This window comes from Mesorhizobium sp. M1B.F.Ca.ET.045.04.1.1 (assembly GCF_003952465.1).
Taxonomy (GTDB): Bacteria; Pseudomonadota; Alphaproteobacteria; order Rhizobiales; family Rhizobiaceae; genus Mesorhizobium; species Mesorhizobium shonense.
Genome location: NZ_CP034448.1, coordinates 1,335,242 through 1,353,051 on the forward strand (window position 1 = coordinate 1,335,242; position 17,810 = coordinate 1,353,051).

The 17,810-nt window shown below is 59.4% G+C and carries 15 protein-coding genes and 4 pseudogenes; 5 read left to right on the top strand and 14 right to left on the bottom strand.

What is annotated here, in order from left to right:
• Together EJ071_RS06580 and EJ071_RS39205 are read right to left on the bottom strand one after the other, a co-directional pair.
• Positions 1 to 918, bottom strand: a complete 918-nt coding sequence (locus EJ071_RS06580) for a LysR family transcriptional regulator (RefSeq protein WP_063170390.1) — start codon at positions 916 to 918, stop codon at positions 1 to 3.
• A gap of 238 nt (positions 919 to 1,156) precedes the next feature.
• Positions 1,157 to 1,362 (bottom strand): annotated as a pseudogene (locus EJ071_RS39205) (integrase core domain-containing protein); the annotation flags it as partial.
• A 258-nt stretch (positions 1,363 to 1,620) separates the two neighbouring features.
• Here EJ071_RS39205 and EJ071_RS06585 point away from each other — a divergent pair.
• Positions 1,621 to 2,843, top strand: a pseudogene (locus EJ071_RS06585) (IS110 family transposase).
• Positions 2,844 to 3,285: 442 nt separating this feature from the next.
• Here EJ071_RS06585 and EJ071_RS40215 read toward each other — a convergent pair.
• A pseudogene (locus EJ071_RS40215) lies at positions 3,286 to 3,623 on the bottom strand (LysR family transcriptional regulator); the annotation flags it as partial.
• A 436-nt stretch (positions 3,624 to 4,059) separates the two neighbouring features.
• Here EJ071_RS40215 and EJ071_RS06590 point away from each other — a divergent pair.
• The 4 genes and pseudogenes from EJ071_RS06590 to EJ071_RS06605 all read left to right on the top strand — a co-directional run bounded on the left by EJ071_RS06590 (position 4,060) and on the right by EJ071_RS06605 (position 8,505).
• Positions 4,060 to 4,341: an acyl carrier protein gene (locus EJ071_RS06590; RefSeq protein ID WP_029356603.1), complete on the top strand. Its 282-nt coding sequence runs from the start codon at positions 4,060 to 4,062 to the stop codon at positions 4,339 to 4,341.
• Positions 4,342 to 5,550, top strand: a complete 1,209-nt coding sequence (locus tag EJ071_RS06595; RefSeq protein WP_126097316.1) for a beta-ketoacyl-[acyl-carrier-protein] synthase family protein — start codon at positions 4,342 to 4,344, stop codon at positions 5,548 to 5,550.
• A gap of 762 nt (positions 5,551 to 6,312) precedes the next feature.
• Positions 6,313 to 7,356: pseudogene (nifA, locus tag EJ071_RS06600) on the top strand (nif-specific transcriptional activator NifA); the annotation flags it as partial.
• Positions 7,357 to 7,938: 582 nt separating this feature from the next.
• On the top strand, positions 7,939 to 8,505 hold the full coding sequence (locus EJ071_RS06605) for a sugar O-acetyltransferase (protein WP_024505228.1): 567 nt from the start codon (positions 7,939 to 7,941) through the stop codon (positions 8,503 to 8,505).
• Positions 8,506 to 8,812: 307 nt separating this feature from the next.
• Here EJ071_RS06605 and EJ071_RS06610 read toward each other — a convergent pair whose 3' ends face one another.
• The 11 genes from EJ071_RS06610 to EJ071_RS06660 form a co-directional block, all read right to left on the bottom strand.
• Entirely contained in the window at positions 8,813 to 9,706 is an 894-nt protein-coding gene (locus EJ071_RS06610; RefSeq protein ID WP_024505229.1) for an SIR2 family protein, read from the bottom strand.
• Between the two features lie 34 nt (positions 9,707 to 9,740).
• Positions 9,741 to 9,953: a putative nitrogen fixation protein NifT gene (gene nifT / locus EJ071_RS06615; RefSeq protein ID WP_024505230.1), complete on the bottom strand. Its 213-nt coding sequence runs from the start codon at positions 9,951 to 9,953 to the stop codon at positions 9,741 to 9,743.
• The gene (locus EJ071_RS06620) at positions 9,950 to 10,270 is read right to left on the bottom strand and encodes a nitrogen fixation protein NifZ (RefSeq protein WP_024505231.1); all 321 of its coding nucleotides are present in this window, start codon (positions 10,268 to 10,270) and stop codon (positions 9,950 to 9,952) included. Before EJ071_RS06620 ends, nifT begins: the two co-directional genes overlap by 4 nt.
• A gap of 85 nt (positions 10,271 to 10,355) precedes the next feature.
• Complete coding sequence (locus EJ071_RS06625; RefSeq protein WP_024505232.1) at positions 10,356 to 10,550, bottom strand: 4Fe-4S binding protein; 195 nt, start codon at positions 10,548 to 10,550, stop codon at positions 10,356 to 10,358.
• 29 nt (positions 10,551 to 10,579) lie between these two features.
• Complete coding sequence (gene nifB / locus EJ071_RS06630; protein ID WP_024505233.1) at positions 10,580 to 12,061, bottom strand: nitrogenase cofactor biosynthesis protein NifB; 1,482 nt, start codon at positions 12,059 to 12,061, stop codon at positions 10,580 to 10,582.
• Positions 12,062 to 12,334: 273 nt separating this feature from the next.
• Complete coding sequence (locus EJ071_RS39010; RefSeq protein WP_245467364.1) at positions 12,335 to 12,406, bottom strand: helix-turn-helix domain-containing protein; 72 nt, start codon at positions 12,404 to 12,406, stop codon at positions 12,335 to 12,337.
• A gap of 700 nt (positions 12,407 to 13,106) precedes the next feature.
• Entirely contained in the window at positions 13,107 to 13,688 is a 582-nt protein-coding gene (locus tag EJ071_RS06640) for an alpha/beta fold hydrolase (RefSeq protein WP_287152319.1), read from the bottom strand.
• Positions 13,689 to 14,084: 396 nt separating this feature from the next.
• The gene (locus EJ071_RS06645; RefSeq protein WP_024505235.1) at positions 14,085 to 14,384 is read right to left on the bottom strand and encodes a ferredoxin family protein; all 300 of its coding nucleotides are present in this window, start codon (positions 14,382 to 14,384) and stop codon (positions 14,085 to 14,087) included.
• A gap of 12 nt (positions 14,385 to 14,396) precedes the next feature.
• Complete coding sequence (locus EJ071_RS06650; RefSeq protein ID WP_126080604.1) at positions 14,397 to 15,701, bottom strand: FAD-binding protein; 1,305 nt, start codon at positions 15,699 to 15,701, stop codon at positions 14,397 to 14,399.
• 10 nt (positions 15,702 to 15,711) lie between these two features.
• Positions 15,712 to 16,821 carry an electron transfer flavoprotein subunit alpha/FixB family protein gene (locus EJ071_RS06655; protein ID WP_126063815.1) on the bottom strand — a complete coding sequence of 370 codons (1,110 nt, stop codon included), beginning with the start codon at positions 16,819 to 16,821 and terminating at the stop codon, positions 15,712 to 15,714.
• A 16-nt stretch (positions 16,822 to 16,837) separates the two neighbouring features.
• Complete coding sequence (locus EJ071_RS06660) at positions 16,838 to 17,689, bottom strand: electron transfer flavoprotein subunit beta/FixA family protein (protein WP_126063816.1); 852 nt, start codon at positions 17,687 to 17,689, stop codon at positions 16,838 to 16,840.
• Between the last annotated feature and the right edge of the window lie 121 nt (positions 17,690 to 17,810).

Consider the following 17,810-nt stretch of genomic DNA (forward strand, 5'->3'; position numbering starts at 1 on the left):
TCACAGCGGGGCAGCCATCCGAGATGCCTCCTGTATCATTATCTCCCGCATCCAGATGCTTGCCGGATCGCTATTGTGGAGGGCCGGCCATTGGAGGGTCTCGGTGAATGTGGGAAATGGCAGCGGAAGTTCGATAACCCGCAGGGGGAACGTTTTTTCGAAATGCCTGACCAGCCGTAAGGGCATGGTCGCTATACGAGCTGTGCCGGACACCATAGGTGGAATCATGCTGAAGCCCTGCACGGCGACCTCGACACGTCTCTTAAGGCCATGCTCAAGCAAAAACCATTCCTCGATAGACGGCTTCATCGTACGCCCGAACCTGACCGCGACGTGCCTCATCGACATGTATCTCTCGAATGTAAGCTGCTGTGGCAGCTGCTTGTTTGTGGGACAGCCTACGCACACGAGCTTCTCGTCAAACAGCGCAACGCTTGAATGCACACTCGACGTGAACATATCCGGTAGAATTAGAAAATCGACGTCACCGCGCCGGAGAAGCTCATCGGGGCTATCGTCGACAGGCAGCAGTTCGAAGCTGACGGCGGGGGCTTCCCGTGAAATACGCTCCACAAGCTTTTCGAAAAACACGAGCGTGACGAAATCGGAAAGAATGATCCTGAAGAGGCGATCGGCTCGAGCTGGGTCAAACGGATCCGAAGAAATAATCGAGCACTGGATGTGCTGGAGAGCGTCGCGAACTGCGGGGGCAAATGCTGCCGCACGCGGGGTTAGAAATCGTTCGCGACCTCTTATCGTAAACAGTTCATCGCGGAAATAATCGCGCAGTCGGGCGACGGCCGCACTCATGGCGGGCTGACTCAGGTTGATCCTGCGTGCCGCCGCCGAGAGATTACGCTCCGTCAGGAGTGCGTCGAGCACAACGAGGAGATTTAGATCAAGTCCTTTGAAACGCATGTCATCAGCCATCCATGGGATGGATGCCTTTAACCGAAACAAACGACTTTAACAATTTAGCATTCTTGCAATCTTTTGTCGCAAAAAGTTTATGATGGATGACGTAAAGGTCCGACATATGAGCCGCGTGATCTGCCGAAGCGAGCAATCGTTCGTACTGTGCAGGTCAGAGATTGGCAGTTTGAAACGCCGGGCCGATGGCGCCGGGCTATCAACCAGCGTCTTCGGCGGCCCCGACCTAGCTAGGCGTGGAACCTAATAGGGTGCACCCTTCCAGTCCGAGGCGACTGATGGGCGGTTTGATCCTAAGCTGCCGTGAGGCCTGTGCCAATTGTATCGGCGAAGCCAATGCAGCAGTCCGGCAGCGTTTTTGAGAGCTGTTGTAGGCTCGGCCTAAGCCCATTGGCGCAAGCCTGTCTGAACGAAGCGCTTGGCCTTGCCGCTATCCGGTATGTGATCTGTGGTGCCTTTTCGTCCTGCTGTTCTTGTTTTGGAACGCCCTTATGGTGAGCCCATCCGGGACGTGGGGCACCGGGAGCACAAAGGTGCAGGCAGGCCGTCAATAGACCGTGGGCTGAGAGCCCGAGCTCGTTACATGGCCGCCCCTCGCGACTTTCCCGGATGCGCTGCGAGCGCGGATCAGTAGATGTCGTGTTGCCCGCCAGCTCCCGTCTTTGACCGAGCCAAGAAGGAGGAACGGGCATGCTTATCATCGGACTGGATATTCACCGCGCCTTCGCCGAAGCAGTGGCATGGGAGGAGGGCAGGTTCAGGCGACTCGGCCGCGTCGACATGCGGCGCGATCTGCTGGCGGCGTTCGCCGCGAAGCTGTCGCCGAACGATGTCGGGGTGATCGAGGCCACCGGCAACGCGACGTCCGCTGCAGCTGTGGTTGCGCCGCATGTGAAGAAGGTGGGGATCGCCAACCCGAAACAGGTGTTTATCGTTGCCTATGCCAAGATCAAAACGACGATCGACGCCGACGTTCTTGCGCAGCTCTATGCCAGCGGCTTCTTGCCAGAAGTCTGGATTGCGGACGAGCCGACGCAGGCTCTGCGTCGACAGGTGACACGGCGCAATCAGATTGTCCGACAGAGATCTCGATTGAAGAGCGTCATCCAGTCGATCCTTCATAGCCACCTGATCCCGTCCTGCCCGCATGCCGACCTGTGCGGCGCCAAGGGTCGGACCTGGTTAATCGAGCAGGTCGTACCGCAGGACGAGCGCCTCGCGATCGATGGGCATCTGCGCGAGTTCGACCGATTGGGCGAAGACCTCCAGGTCATCGAACGCGATCTTGTCCGCTCGGCTCTCGAGGATGAAGGCGTGAAGCGGCTGATGACCATTCCCGGCGTCGACATCACCGTCGCGCTGGCGATGAAGGCGGCGATCGGCGACGTGTCGCGCTTCGACGATCCGCAGAAGCTCGTGACTATCTCGGGTTGAACCCAAGCGTCCGGCAGTCCGGCCAGGTCCGGCCTACCATGGGCGGATCACCAAGCAAGGCCGTGGTCATGCGCGCGGCATGCTCGTCGAGGCGGCCTGGGCGGCCGCTCGTGCTCCCGGACCGTTGCGAGCCTTCTCCCTGCGGCGTGCGAGCCCGGCGCGGACAGCATGTCGCGGCCGTGGCAACCGCACGCAAACTCTCTGTCGTGATCTGGCATCTGTTGAGAAGGGCGAGAGTTACGCGTGGGCTCGACCCTCCCTGCATGCCAAGAAGCTTGCGCGATGTGGAACTCAAGGCCGGGAGCAAGGCTGTGCGCGGCCAAAAGGGAGCGCACGCCTACAACATAAAGAGCCACCGGGAAGAAGAGCGCCGCTGGGTGGAGCAGGCCGAGGGCGCCTATGCACGCCTCGTCGCCGGTTGGAACCCACGAGGTCCGAAGAGGGTAGGCACGGATGCCGCAAACGAGGCGCGACGATAGAAGCTGCGCGGCAGGGCTCTCATCTCGGACCCTGCTCTTCGCCACGCGGTCGTCCGTGCGCGACAGGAGAATAGCGCAGATTTATCAAAAAGGCTCTTGTCGATCACATCAGTGGTCTTGGGCGCTGTACGGCCGGGTGAAGACTTTGCAGGTGGCCCGGAAAGCGTTTGACCTGTAGCGAAGCAATTGTCGTCATTACGCGCTCGACCCGGGCGCCCAGCTTGGCATAAGGGCTACGTGGCCTCAGGAAGCGTCGCCAATGCAGACCATGGACGAATTCCCAGCCGATGCCGAGATGCCGGTCGACCGTGCCTGTCGCCGTCCGGTGATGCGATGCCCCCGAGCGGATGAGTTCGCCCCGGATGCTCCCGGTCACGACGCACGGGTTCGGGTTCCAAGGCGCTCAGTTTTGTTCGCGCCCAATCGGTGTAGGACGCGGCAGAAATACGAGCGTGACGAAATCGGAAAGAATGATCCTGAAGCGGCGATTCGGTAGAGCCGGGTCAAACTATCCGACGAAATAAACGAGCACTGGATGGGCGGGAGAGCGTCGCGAACTGGAGGGCAAGAGCTCCCGGACGCAGCGTTAAGTTTGAATACCTCCGCGGACATGGTCGCGAGCTCATCGCGCAAATAATCGAGCAGCCGAGCGCCGGCCGCACTCATGACCGGCTGGGCTCGGTTAATCCTGCATGCCGCGCCCATGAGGTTGCGCTCTGTCGGGAGTGCGTCGAGCACAACGAGGAGATGTAGTTCACGACCTTTGAAACGCGTGGTCAACTATCCAAAGTGTGGATGCCTTTCATCGAAACAAACGATTTCATCAATGTTCTGGAATCCTGCATGGGCAGAAGCACCTGACGCACACCGATGCCCCACTGCCTCATAGCGTGGCGAGCGTCTTAAGAAACCGCCCGAAAGGAGATTTTCATGCGCTCTACCGGGCAGTGGAGTGCTGGGAAAGGGAGTTGCAACTGACCGGCCATGTCAAACTGTCCGACTTCTTCCGAGCCTATGGACAGACTGGGAGACGCGCACGGTGTAGCGGCTCACATCGTCATACTGCACCTACGCCACACACCGGCCGGACCTGATCCGGCTTTATGAGCATTGGGCTTTGTCAGACGCACAAGCGTCGTGGCTTTCGCGACGCGGCGCGCCTCAGGAACTGAGCCGCGTCCAGGTCGAAACGCGGGAAAGAAAGACAGGAAACAGAATGGCCGATCAATTCGCAACGGACGTCATTGCCCTGATCAAGAAACGCGCCGAGTCGGAGAGCGGTGAGGGAATGCCTGCGTCATTCGTCGGCGAGATAACAATCGCCACGGAACTGGACGCGCTCGGGTTCGATTCGCTGGGTTTGGCGGACGTCCTCTGGGATGTGGAGCAGGCCTACGGCATCAAGATCGACATGAACACGGCCGATGCCTGGTCCAATCTCAAGAATGTCGGCGACGTCGTGGAAGCCGTCCGCGGCTTGCTTGCGAAGGAGGCTTGAATGGACAGGCGCGTCGTTATCACCGGAGTGGGCGGCCTGTGCGGACTGGGCACTGACGCCGCCTCTATGTGGAAAGAGATGCGCGAAGGCCGCTCCGCCATCGGCCCGCTCGCCAATTCCGAGCTTCATGACCTGGAGGGCATGACCGGCGCTGAGATCAAGGCGCTGCCCGAGCACGACATCGATCGCAAGCAGCTCGTCTCCATGGCCCGCTTCAGCTTGCTCGCCGTGCTTGCAGCGCGCGAAGCCATGCGGCAGGCCGGACTTTCCTGCGACGAAGGGAATGCCCATCGCTTCGGCGCTACAGTGGGCGTCGGCGGCTTGGGCTGGGATGTAATGGAGGAAACTTACCGGGCCCTCCTTTTGGACGGCGCGAGGCGAGTTGGCATCCTCGCTGTACCCAAAACGATGCCAAGCGCCGCCGCCGGCCAGGTGAGCTTGCGCCTCGGCTTGCGCGGGCCGGTGTTCGGGGTGACCTCCGCATGTGCCTCGGCCAACCATGCGATCGCCTCGGCGGTGGATCAGATCAAGCTGGGCCGGGCCGACGTAATGGTTTCCGGGGGCAGCGACGCGCCGTTCGCATGGGGCGTGCTGAAAGCATGGGAAGCAATGCGCGTGCTTTCACCCGATACCTGCCGGCCCTTCTCCGCCGATAGGAAGGGCCTGGTGCTGGGCGAGGGTGCGGGCATGGCCGTGCTGGAAAGCTACGAGCATGCCACGAGGCGTGGTGCCACAATTCTTGCCGAGATCGCCGGCGTCGGCCTTTCCGCCGATGCCTTTCACATCGCCGCGCCATCTGTCGAGGGGCCAGCGTCGGCGATGCGCGCCTGCCTTGCCGATGCCGGGCTGAATGCCGAGGACGTCGACTACCTCAACGCGCACGGCACCGGTACCAAGAGCAATGATCAGACTGAAACGGCGGCGATCAAGCGTGTGTTTGGAAACCACGCTTATTCGATGTCCATCTCTTCCACCAAGTCCACGCACGCGCATTGCCTCGGCGCAGCGAGCGCGCTTGAAATGATCGCCTGCGTGATGGCAATCCAAGAGGACGTCGTGCCGCCGACCGCCAACTATCGCGAGCCAGATCCCGCTTGCGACCTCGACATCACACCCAATGTGCCGCGCGAGCGCAAGGTGCGCGTCGCCATGAGCAACGCCTTCGCCATGGGCGGTACGAACGCAGTTCTGGCATTCAGGCAGGTGTAGAAGCCATGCAAGACGCCTCATTTGAGGTCACCTGTCGTATCTAGCTGCTTGAGGGGCGGGGCATTGTGATACAGGGAGAGCTGTGGGGTCCCTCCTTCTCGGCCTCGACGATGTGGAAGGAGCCTGTGCGGCGAAACGGGCTAGACGCCCCCAGGCCCAGAACTTGGGCGAAACCAACTCCCACCAAAGGACAGCCGGTTTAGTAGCCGAACAATGAAACCTCGCTCGACGAGCCGCCGTCTCTACTGTCTCCGGCCTCACGCGGTTGAAGCGAACAGCGCAGCAGCTACTGTTCCGCACAACTCGGATGGCAATTGGGACAAGTCCGCACATGTCGTCACGTACGCTGAACGCCGCAGGTACAGCCAAACTGGGGCGGGGCGTTTCTGCCGTTTTGATAGAATTCTATCAAACTGACAATTTTCCTTGCATAAATGCAAGGAGAGCTCGGTTGACTCCCCTCCTTTCTTGTCAAGGATGAGTTTGCAGGCTGCGGTGCGGCAGAAGCCGGACAGAACAGCGACCGGTCGAGTAAAGGCCTGCGCAAACCGCATATTGCGAGCGCCCGCGCGGAGGAAGACGCTCGTCCTGGTGAAAGGCAACGATGCTCAGGCGCCATTGCCATTTGCCGAGGGCGTCCGCGCGCCGAAAATTTCGAAGCAACAAAGGTGAGATCGAGAATGATGATGACGAAATACAACACAGCTCACCGTCCAGTGCAGTTCTACCGGCGGGTGGCGGAGTGGGATGGGCTGCCAAATGGAACGTAAAAAGATCAGCAAGGAGATGCTTGGCGATAGTCAGGCGCTGCGCAAGCTGCGTGAGCACCTTGTCAAGGTGGCCAAGGCGAAGACTACGGTCCTGTTGCGAGGTGAATCCGGAACCGGTAAGGAGCTGGTTGCCAAAGCCATTCACGAGCTCTCGCCTCGCGCCAAGCAGCCCTTCATCAAGGTCAATTGCGCGGCGCTCACCGAGACGCTTCTGGAATCTGACTTGTTCGGTCATGAGAAGGGTGCCTTCACCGACGCGAGCAGTTTGCGCAAGGGGCGCTTTGAGGCTGCCGACAAAGGCACATTGTTTCTGGACGAGATTGGCGAAATATCAGGTTCGTTCCAGGCTAAGCTGCTGCGTGTCCTGCAGGAGCAGGAGTTTGAGCGCGTCGGCAGCAACCACACCATTAAAGTTGATGTTCGCGTGATTGCCGCAACGAACAGGGACTTGGAAACGGCAGTTCAACGCAAGGAGTTCCGGCAAGACCTCTATTATCGCATCAACGTCGTCACTTTACGCGTGCCGGCATTGCGCGAAAGGCGAGGTGATATTCCGCTCTTGGCCGCTCAGTTTCTCAAGAATTTCAATACTGAGAATGATCACACGCTGACCTTCGCTCCCGAAGCGATTGAGGTGCTAATGAACTGCGAATTTCCAGGCAACATCCGAGAGCTCGAAAACTGCGTTCAACGGACGGCAGTTCTGGCGACGGGTCCATCAATCCTCAGAACTGACTTTGCCTGTTACGCGGATCAGTGCTTGGCCGCGGCGCTGTGGAAGAACGGACCGCCGACGTCAGAGAAGTCGACTACGATCCAGCCTTCCGCCGCCTGTGCCGCCCCGCCCGTCGGCGACGGGCAAGCGCCGATAGGCCCTGCCACGAGTCGTGGTAGGGTGCCCGATGCCGATACGGTCATTGCTGCCATGGAAAAGTGTGGCTGGGTGCAGGCAAAGGCGGCGCGCCTGCTCGGTTTGACCCCGCGCCAGATCGGCTACGTGCTGAGAAAACGCGGTATCGAGATCAAGCGTCTCTGAAACAACCCGCCGAGCAAGAGCTGGAGCAGGTCAAGCATTGGTGCTCTGGCGAGCCCATCGGCCAGGCTTACGAAGTGGGTGTGAACAGCGCTGCCAAGATTCCGGCCGTGTGCTTTCTACCACGTAGTCATACTGGGGCTCTGCGACTGACAAACTAAAAAGGAGTAATCCTATGGCTAGTAACTTCGCTCTACACCGCAAGGCAAATCAATTCGACGTGCCTGGATCCAGAAATAATCGATGTATTATTGGTGACACGCCAGCATGCGTAGAGGCGACGCGCAGATCTCCGCTGGCGGGACCTGGTCGATACATTAGCTGATGGCTTACCGCTCGATATCACGCAATCTGAGATGGGCATGAAAGTGAGTTCGACCGCTGGACAGTTGCCGACCTCGTCAGGTATTGGCCCCTGCGACCGGTTGATCTGCGATATCCAAATTCGCGGAAGTTGGTCGAGACGAAACTGTCGCCCCGGCTCGTGACCGACCGCGCGCCCGGCAAGACCGAGTTACAAAGTTGCCGAGGCAGTTTGATGTGCGTTCCTGCATCACTGTACGGGACACGACCTGACGGGAGACTATGATGCGTAGCCAAAAAGAAAAGATGCTCGCAGGCGAGTTTTACAATGCGGCGGATCCGGAGATCCAAGCTGACCTGTTGGCCACCGGGGCTTGGCTCAAGCGGTACAATGATACGCTGGGGCAGACCACGGGGCATTGGCATGAGCTTTTGTCCGAGCGGCTGGGAGAGGTTGGGCGCGGAACGGTCATCCGTCCGCCCTTTTTTTGCGACTACGGATTCAATATCCGCATTGGAGCCAATGCCTACATCAACTTCAACTGCGTTATTCTTGACGTGGTAGAGGTCAAAATCGGGCAAGGAACGGCAATTGGGCCTGCTGTGCAGATTTATACCGCCGATCATCCACATGATGCCGAGCAGCGGCAGGCCGGCCTGCAGGTCGGGCGTCCTGTTCACATTGGCAGCCGTGTCTGGATCGGCGGTGGAGCAATCATTCTGCCTGGCGTCACGATTGGTGATAATGCAGTGGTAGGCGCTGGCTGCGTGGTCACACGAGATGTTCCCGCCGGGGCAAAGGTAGTGGGAATTCCTGCTCGCGTGGCCGACCCACATAAACAGGCATAATCAACCTCGTTGACCCTGGAGGTGCATGCGAACTGTCGAAACTGTGCCGAATTTTTGTCGAAGCCATTGAGCGCTGCATATGTTGTCGCGACTCGGGCGCTTCAGTTCTTTTGCCACGGGGGTCACAAGATCATGTGCGTAATGCCGCCGCAACGTGCTCACGTCCCGCAGCAGCGGACCCTTTCACATCGCCCAACGAATTCAGAGCCTACGTTGTGCTGCCACTAGCATTACTACTCACGAATGTATTCCCAACTGAGTTTTCGCCCTTGGAGGCAAGCAGCGACTCACCAGCAATCGCCGGCCATTAATCCTGGCTAGCATCGACCCCGACGAGGCGAGCCGCGGCGTTGCGGATCGGCATGTCGATGACCGTGATTGCGCCTTCGGCAAGGAAACGACGTTCGTTTCTGGTCAGCGTAGCCGAATCGATCACCGCAAAATGTGGGCCAGTGGAGCGCTTCATCAGCTGTCTGGCATATGTGCGCAGCATCTGATCGTTGAAGCGGCAGCCCACGAAGAAAAAACCCCGGTTGACGCGCCGTTGCTTCACCGCGTCCGGGATCGGCGTCTGGATATCAATTTCGGTTAGGACTTCGACGTAATCGGAATCAGCCACGAGGAAGTTTGCCGCCGGCCTGACGCTGCCGTGCGGCGCATAGAGCACCGTCCTAGCCACTTGTTCGGCCTCGAGTTCTGTTCCTGACAAATCGTAAGTTCTCGTCCAGATGTTACCGATTCCGGTCGCGCGCGTCGTTCCTTGTATCTCGACAACGTCTGTTTGGCCGGCCTCTGCAAGGGCTGCTCGCATGGCGCCATCGTACCAGCTGTCGATGATGACAGACAGTTGAAGGGTTGCGAGCCAGGCGTGAAGAACGGTCGGCTCGGCGGGGGCTGCGAATATCTCCGCCATCCACGCTTGGAGAGTCCGACGATGTCGGCGCTGCTCGATAAACTGCGCGACCGACCACATATTGGTGCGAATCCTGGAAGGGGCAGGCGCCCGCTTGTTGAGGGCCGCGGCGACATCTTCAGGGGTGCAAGGTACAGGTGATTCCGGTGGGTTAAGCTGCAGAAGACCAGGACCGAGATAGGGGATCACTCGATCGGCCTTGAGAGCGCCGTTCAGCAGGTCAATCAGTTTTTTGGCAAAACTGCCCCGGACGACGACGAGATGGTCCCAGCTCAGCATCGTGTTCATACGCGTTTCCTCTCCGCCACTGAACCCACCGGCATCAGGCCCCGTCGGAAATCTTCATCGCCTCGACGGTGATCGGCAAACGCGTGTCGCGCGGAAGGTCGGGCAGCATGAGCCGCCAACCGTTCCTGAGCGTCACGGTCCCGCCCCATAAGTCAGCGTTCTCAATCTCGGTGATCGGCTCTTCGAGATCCTTCTTGGGGACATAAGCCGACAAGCCAGTAGCGGTCCTGCGAATCATTACTTTCATCCGGCTGTTCCCCCGTTGGAAATGCCTTCAGCTCCGCAGGGAACCTCGACTTTGTCGAGGCTAATGAGTTCGCGCGCTCGCATGCCGACGACCGTGCCACGATCGATCCATTCGACCGCATAGATGAAGAATTGCTGGAGAAAGGTTCCAATGTCGCGCACGTAGCCTTCGTCGCCCTTCCGCACGAGGTTTTCGCCGATCTCCTTGCCGGGATAGGTGCCGTCGTTTTTTATGTGGCGTATCGCACGGACCCGCTCACCCTGCATGAACCGTGGCGGTCTGCCGATTTCGACCTCCTGTTCGCGTCTGGACCACATGCTGTCCATTCCTTTCTCGAGGCTTTTGTTGTGGTCGCGGGTTGCAGGCGTCGTCGTGCGGCGAACCCGACCGTTTCGGTAGGAATCAAGCGGGAACGCAGGTTTTCGGTACCGGACAGACCGACACGCATTGCTGCGTATCGAAGGCCTCCTTGCATTCGGTGCACTTGTTTGGATCGATCACATAGGCGTCGCCCTTGAACTTGATCGCTTCCGAAGGACATTCGAACTCGCAGGCCCCGCATTGGGTACATTGGGATGCGATGATCTTTAAAGCCATTCTAACTCCTGGTTATCGGACGAGACGGCTCAGGCCGTCGCCGCTAGTGGTCTGATCCCAAACTCTGCCGCGTAAAGTGCGCTGACTGCGGTCTCGATGTAGTCATGGCCATAGGCGTCGGTTACGCGCAGTCCAGCTCGCGAGAGTTGTTCCTTCGGGCGATTTCCGATCTTGGCGCATAGCACTATGTGTATGCCTTCGAGCGCTGCGATGACGCCCTCGAGGATGGCGTCTTCGCCCCCGCCTCCGAGGCAATACCGCTCGACCTTCCGATGCCCGACCAAGCTGATCCCTCTAGGCGAGACTTCATAAACCTGGAATTCCTTCGCGTGGCCGAAGTGTTCGTTGACCCGTCCACCTCCCTTAGTGGCCACCGCAACCAGAAGCGACTTTTCGGAGTCTGTTGCCTTGACCATACCGATGGCCTCGCTCCTCGCCGCCTCATGATCACGGCGCTCGTGTGCGACCACCTGCCGATAGGCCTGACGCTTGCCAGCATCGTAGGCGACATCGTCGGGAATCCCGTCCAGCGTGAATTCCTGGCCACGATCTTCACCGAGCAGGCCGACAGCATCTGCCCGGCACTGCCGGCAGTGGCGCATCAACTTGGCGCCACCTTCAAGTCGATCCTGAAGAGCCATCATCTCCATTGCCGTTGGGCCGCGCTGCCCGATGAGTCCGTAGTGGGTACCGTGCGCCGGGTCCGAAATCAGAGGCATCACGTTGTGCAGAAACGCGCCCCGCTCCCTGACCATTTTGTTCACCTCAAACAGGTGCTGGTCGTTCACTCCAGGAATCATCACCGAGTTGATTTTGGTGAGGATGCCGCGCGCGCTCAGCATCTCCAGGCCCAGCATCTGCCGCGCGTGCAAGATTCGAGCGGCTTCGATGCCGAAGTAGCGGCGATTTTCATAAAAGATCCATGGATAGATCTTCGCGCCGACTTCCGGGTCGACCATGTTGATGGTGACCGTCACGTGATCAACATTCATTTCGGCAAGCTCGGCGACATGGTCCGGCAGCACGAGCCCATTAGTGGAGACGCACAGCTTTATGTCGGGGATTTCCCTGATGACGCGGTCGAGCGTTGCCTTCGTTTTCTCCCAATCGTAACAGGCATCCCCCGGCCCAGCGATGCCAAGAACCGAAAGCTGCGGAACTTTGTTGGCAACGGCGATGACCTTGCGTAGCGCTTGGTCGGGCGTCAACTTCTCAGACACAACACCAGGCCGGCTCTCGTTGGCGCAATCGTATTTGCGATTGCAATAGTTGCACTGGACATTGCAAGCCGGCGCGACCGCCACATGCATACGCGCGAAATAATGATGCGCTTCCTCCGAAAAGCAGGGGTGATCCTTGATCCTTTCCCAAATAGCCGGATCCCCTTCGCCCGGGCTGGTCGGCGACGAGCCGTAGGAGGACGATGCGCAGCCACCGGATTTCGCGGCTGCCAGAAAACCCTCGGATGTCGTGCTAGTCGGCCCCTCAATCGAAACTGTCGGTGAGGACATCAAACGGCTCCGTTGCTGGTAACGTCGCGGTTCAAGGTGCAAGAGCCATACCAACTGAAAAAAGCGGCTTCAGTTCACTATTCGGGTCGATATCGCATTGTGTCAGGCCGGCGCGACACAATTTTGTCCTGCTTGCGACAGTGCAAGTCCAAATCCGTTCAGAAGCACGAAGCACTCCTTGTCGCGCACAGGGCGCGCAAGACCACTGGCCTGACGATTGGCTCATCAGGCTCTTAGAATTTCCTTCACCTCGATACTATGCCGGCGTATCGCCTAGCCGACTTGTCGCAGCTTGAGGCCGAGAATTCGAGCCGCATTAGCCTGAACCCAGCCGGCCTTCTCCATTGTGTCGATCAGCCGTCACGCTCCGTCCGCCGCGGTCTCAGCCCCCGTCCGGCCGTATCGTTAGAATCGCAAGTGGCTATCTCGTGTTCAGGGGGCGCCGATGCGCCGAACCGGCATCGTGCTGGCCCGTGAGAGCTCGTCGATGACATTGCCACGTTCCGAAAGATTGGTTCCTTCCAGAGGAGAACGCCAAGCACGCAGTTCTCCGGCTCGGACGTTGCCGGGGAAATAGCATTGCGAGATCAGCTCAACTGCCGACGGCGCAAAGCCATGGTTCTCCATATTTCAAGGGTAAGCGCTGTGTCCTTCCAGGAGGACCCGCGATCTGTGGGCCTGCCGATTCTGAGGTGGATCGGAGATCGGCTTGTGTCTGAACTTGAACTTACGATTGACCCTGAGCGGCAGCCTCGGCGTTTTCGAGGGTGATCAACGGCGCTGTTGGTCGGCGGCATTGGTCGATGGACGACAAGGCACGGAGTCATTCCGAGACCCTGGAGCCGACGCGGTGATCTCGGAGGTTGCCCGGCGCTACGGGCTGCGGCCGCGGCGGAACGCTCGCAAGCTTGCGACGTCGGCAGGACAGGCCACTCCCGCCTAGTGGTTTCGGTGGCGCCACCGGAACGACCCGTTGGGCCTATCCGTGCACCAGAGCTCAAGGCCACGGCCTGAGAATCGGCCGCCGCTCACCCTACTTGGTTCCTCAGCCGACTGCGCTAAGAAGGAGAGCAACTTCCGTCGGCGCGAGGATCATTGCGTCGTGGCCAGTGGCGAGTTCCTGCCACGCCCAGCCATCCTGCTTCGCGACCCATTCTCGCGCTCCCGCCATCGGCGGGTGGAGTGGATTAGTGCAGACGACATAGGTTCGGGGTCTGCCGTTGCCGAGCGGGTGCTCGAGCTTAAGTCCGCTTTCGTAGGTGCCTGCCGGATGCGGTGTTATCCGGCGCCGCACCCAGTCCGTGAGCGAGTGTCCCTCGGGAATGCCGAATGCTGTTGGCGGCGGAGTCGGCATGAAGATACCCCGTCCTTCCTCCGCAACCAATTTTCGACGGGCCGCGACGATGTCGGGGGGCATGGTGCTGAATACACTTTGACCGCTCTCGACGATGGCGCTGTCGAGATAAACGAGATGGCTGATATGGTCGGGTATCCGGTCGGCGGCGCCGGTGATGCTGATGCCGCCTAGACTGTGACCGACAAGGATCACATCGCTCAGCTCTTCCGTCACAATGTGGTTGACGATGTCGGTCACGAATGTGTCGGGCGTGATGTCCTTGCACAGCAAACGTGCGCGTTCGCCGACACCTGGTCGGCGTGGTCACGTGGCATCCCATCTTGCGAAGATTGGCAGCCACGTCCCGCCAACACCATCCGCCATGCCAGGCACCATGCACTAGCACATACGTCTTTGCCATGGGTTGTGCCGTTCCACTTGCTCACCGGCCGTTGTGGCTGCCATCCGGCACGATGGCCGGGCGTTGTCCCAAAGGGGCTCGACCACGTGACCGGTGGTAAGTCCGGCGCACAGGGCAGCGCCGTGGCCTGAGGACACCGCTAACGAGTCAAGGAAATTTGAATTGCGAAAGGCCAATATTCACTAGCTCTTTGCAAGTGGATGGAGAGGCTCATGGTGTGCCGCAGTTGCTCGCTGCCGGCATGCTCTTGGCACGGTCCCGGCTGATCATCCGAACTTGAACAGGACACCAAAGCCGCCGCGCGGATAGTTCCACTCGATGTCGCCGCCTTTCTCGCACAATATCCGGCAGGTGCCGCATTCCATGCAGCCGTCGGCGGTGATCTCGACTTGACCCTTGTCATTCAACTCATAGCATTTCGCCGGACAGACGTAGGTCAACGCAAGCAAGTTCGCGCTTGGCTTGTCGTGCGGTCGCACTATAATATGGGGGCGGCCGGAATCGACCAGATAGCGGTTCTGGTAAAGTTTGTCCTCGACACGAACCTTCGTCACTGCGATCGTCATCTTGTACCCTCTTCAGCGCCATGCCAATGCCAGGCGGACCGCGTCGCTGACCAACCCCCAGCGCGAGCGCGCGTTGATGAAGGCGGCCGTGGTGTTCTTTTCCTTCTCGATCTTCGGCGTGCCGTCGACACGCATGAAGTTCTGAGCGGCATGCGACATCAGCCGCGGATAGCTGTCAAAAAAGTTGCTGGAATTGGTGTGGAGCAAGGCTGGCATGTCCTTGTATTTCTTAAGATCCTTGATCACAAAGGAGTCATCCAGCATCGTCTTGTAGAGCGCAAGGTTCGCTTTGGTCATAGGACCGTTGCGGCTTTTGACTTTGATGATCGCCTCAGCCGCGACACGACCCGAGGTCATGGCAAGGTTCGAACCCTCACGGTGAATGGCATTGTTCAGTTGCGCTGCGTCGCCGACGATGACCCAACCGTCGCCGAAGAGCTGCGGAATGGCCTTGTAACCACCTTCGGGGATAAGATGGGCGGCATATTCTTTCACCTCCGAGCCAGCGATCAGCGGCCGGATCGAAGGATGGTTTTTCATCGCATCCAGGAGGGCGGACGGGCTCTCCATCGTCGCGGCGAAATCCGAGACCAGGCAGCCGATGCCGAGTGATATCGACTCCTTGTTGGTGTAAAGGAAGCCGAGCCCGGCCATGCTGCGAGAGATCGTGCCCACGGCCTCGATTACGCAGCCTTCATCGCCCTTGACCCCGAACCGCTGGCCAATGACCTCTTCGGGCAAGAAATGCATTTCCTTGACGGCAAGCGCCACGGTCTCCGGCTTCGGCATCTCGCGCAGGCCTGCGCGAGTGCCAAGCAATCCCGACACCCCTTCTGCGAGAACGACCACATTCGCGAAGACCACTCCGCCAGCCCGGTCTGTGCGGACGCCGATCACCTTGCCATTGCCATCACGGACGAGTTCCGTCGCGGTCGTCTCACACAGGACCGTCGCGCCAGCCTCGCGCACCTTGCGGGAAAACCATTTGTCGAACTGGGCGCGAATGATCGTGTAGCGGTTGGGTTTCGCCTCATTGAAGTCGTCCGACCGGTAATGAATTCCGGTGTGAGACGTGTCGTCCAACACCCAAAGTCGCTGTTCGACCAGGTGCCGCTCGAGGGGCGCATCATCCCGGAAGTCCGGGATGATCTTCTCCAGCATGTTCGCGTACATTATGGCACCCTGGACGTTCTTAGAGCCCGGATATTCCCCGCGCTCCAACTGCAGTACCTTCAGCCCCTGGCTTGCCAAAGTGTAAGCAGCTGCGTTTCCAGACATGCCGGCTCCGACCACTATGGCATCGAATTGTTCAATCATGTCCTCTCCCTCAACTCGCAAGCTTGTCTCGACTGTGCGGCGACAGCCGCCGGGTGAAGGCTTCCGTCAGTGCGGGCAGGAAGCGGATTGCATCCGTGACGATCCCGAGGTGGGCGAACTCGAAAATCGGCGCGTTCGGATCGGTGTTGATCGCGACGATGAGATCGGCCCCCTCGACCCCAACTCGGTGCTGGATGGCGCCGGAAATTCCGGCCGCGATGTAAAGCTTCGGTCGAATGGTCTTGCCAGTTTGTCCAATCTGTCGATCAGCCGGCATCCAGCCCTTCTGGACCAAGGGGCGCGAACAGCCATGCTCGGCGCCGATCGCTCGGGCAAGATTCTTCACAAGCTGAAGGTTCTCCGCCGCTCCGAGACCGAGGCCTCCCGCAACCACGACATCCGCATAGGCAAGATTTGCCATTGCCGACTGGTTATCCGGTAGGAAGCCGAGGACTTTGGTGACGATATCGTCCTCAACGAGCGACAGCTTGTGCCGCATGACACGCCCGACCGGCTTATCCACCCGTTGCGGCATAGGCATGACCCTTGGTCGCACCGTCGCCATTTGCGGCCGGTAATTTAGTGTATAGATCGTACACAACAATGAGCCACCAAAAGTCGGACGGGTCGCGGCGAGTGAACCGTCGGAATCTACATCAAGTTCGGTGCAGTCGGCCGTGAGCCCCGTCTGCAGGGTCGTCGCTACCGAGCCTGCAAGATCCCTGCCCAGTGTGGTCGCGCCGAGAAGGAGGATTTCGGGTTTATGGGTATTGACCAGATCCGTGAGCGCCTTGGCGAACGGCTCGTTCCGGTAGTCGGCGAGCGGCGGCGCATCGACGATGTAGACAAGATCCGCCCCGTAAGCGAAGGCCTCGGCAACAGCGTCCTCGACCATCTCGCCCGGCGGTCCCAGCACGACGCCCGCGAGCTGGACTTCAAGCTTGTCGGCCAATTTGCGGCCTTCGCCCAGCAGTTCGAATGATACAGGATGCACATTGCCGCGTTCGAGCTCGAGGAAGACCCACACGTGCCGGTAGTCTTTGAAATGGTCGGGAAGTTCTTTCTTTACACCGGCACGGCCGGGGGCAATGCGAGGGGTGGTTTGGCTTGCGGTCGACATTTTCTGCTCCTGGCCGTCACGTGCCGCTGTTGAAGGCCAGCTCATGTTCCAGCGCCGGCCGGCGGGTTAAGATATCGGCGATGAGTTCATCGGCTATGTCCTGCAAGCCCCTTTCCGCGGTGTCGATCTGCGCCGCCCTTTCTGCCCGTGCGGTGGGGGCGAAAACACGCTTGACGACTGTAGGCGAGCCACGCAGACCGCACCGGGTGAGATCGTCAATGCCGGCGTCGGCTGCAGTCCACTTCACGACTTGCCTGCGCGCCGCGCACAGAGCCTGCTGGAGCGAGCCCCGGCGGATTTCGTTGGTGTCTTCCAGCATGGTAATGAGGCAAGGGAGTCTGCTCTTCAGCAACTGGGTGCCGCCTTCGGCGCGACGCGCGACTTCGATCTCTCGCGTATCGAGATCGATGGAGGCAATCTTCGCGACATAGGTAAGTTGCGATAAATCTAGGCGCTTGGCTATGCCCGGTCCGACCTGGGCGGTATCGCCGTCAATCGTCTGCTTGCCGGTGAAGACGATGTCCGGCCTGCCGAAAGTCTCCCCAATTTTTGCGATTGCTTGCGAAAGAGCAAAGGAAGTCGCCAGCGTATCGGATCCGGCAAAATAGCGGTCCGTCAAGAGAACTGCTCGGTCAGCACCGTAACCGAGCGCCTTTCGCAGCGAGTCCTCCGCCATGGGCGGACCCATTGTGAGCACAGTAACCTCGCCACCATGAACGTCGCGCAGTTTGAGCGCTTCTTCGAGGGCGAACAGGTCGTAAGGATTGATGATGGTCGGAACACCCTGACGCATGATCGTGTTCGTCACCGGGTGCACGCGGATCTGTGCCGAATCCGGCACCTGCTTGATGCAGATTACGATATGCATTGGCGGTTTCTCTAAGCTCCCAGTCCGGATTCGTGCTTGGCGGTTCGCCTCATTGCCTGCATCGTTCATGCCAAGTCGTCTTCCTGCCTCTATTCCAGAAGGTGGCTTCGTTTGCTTCCGA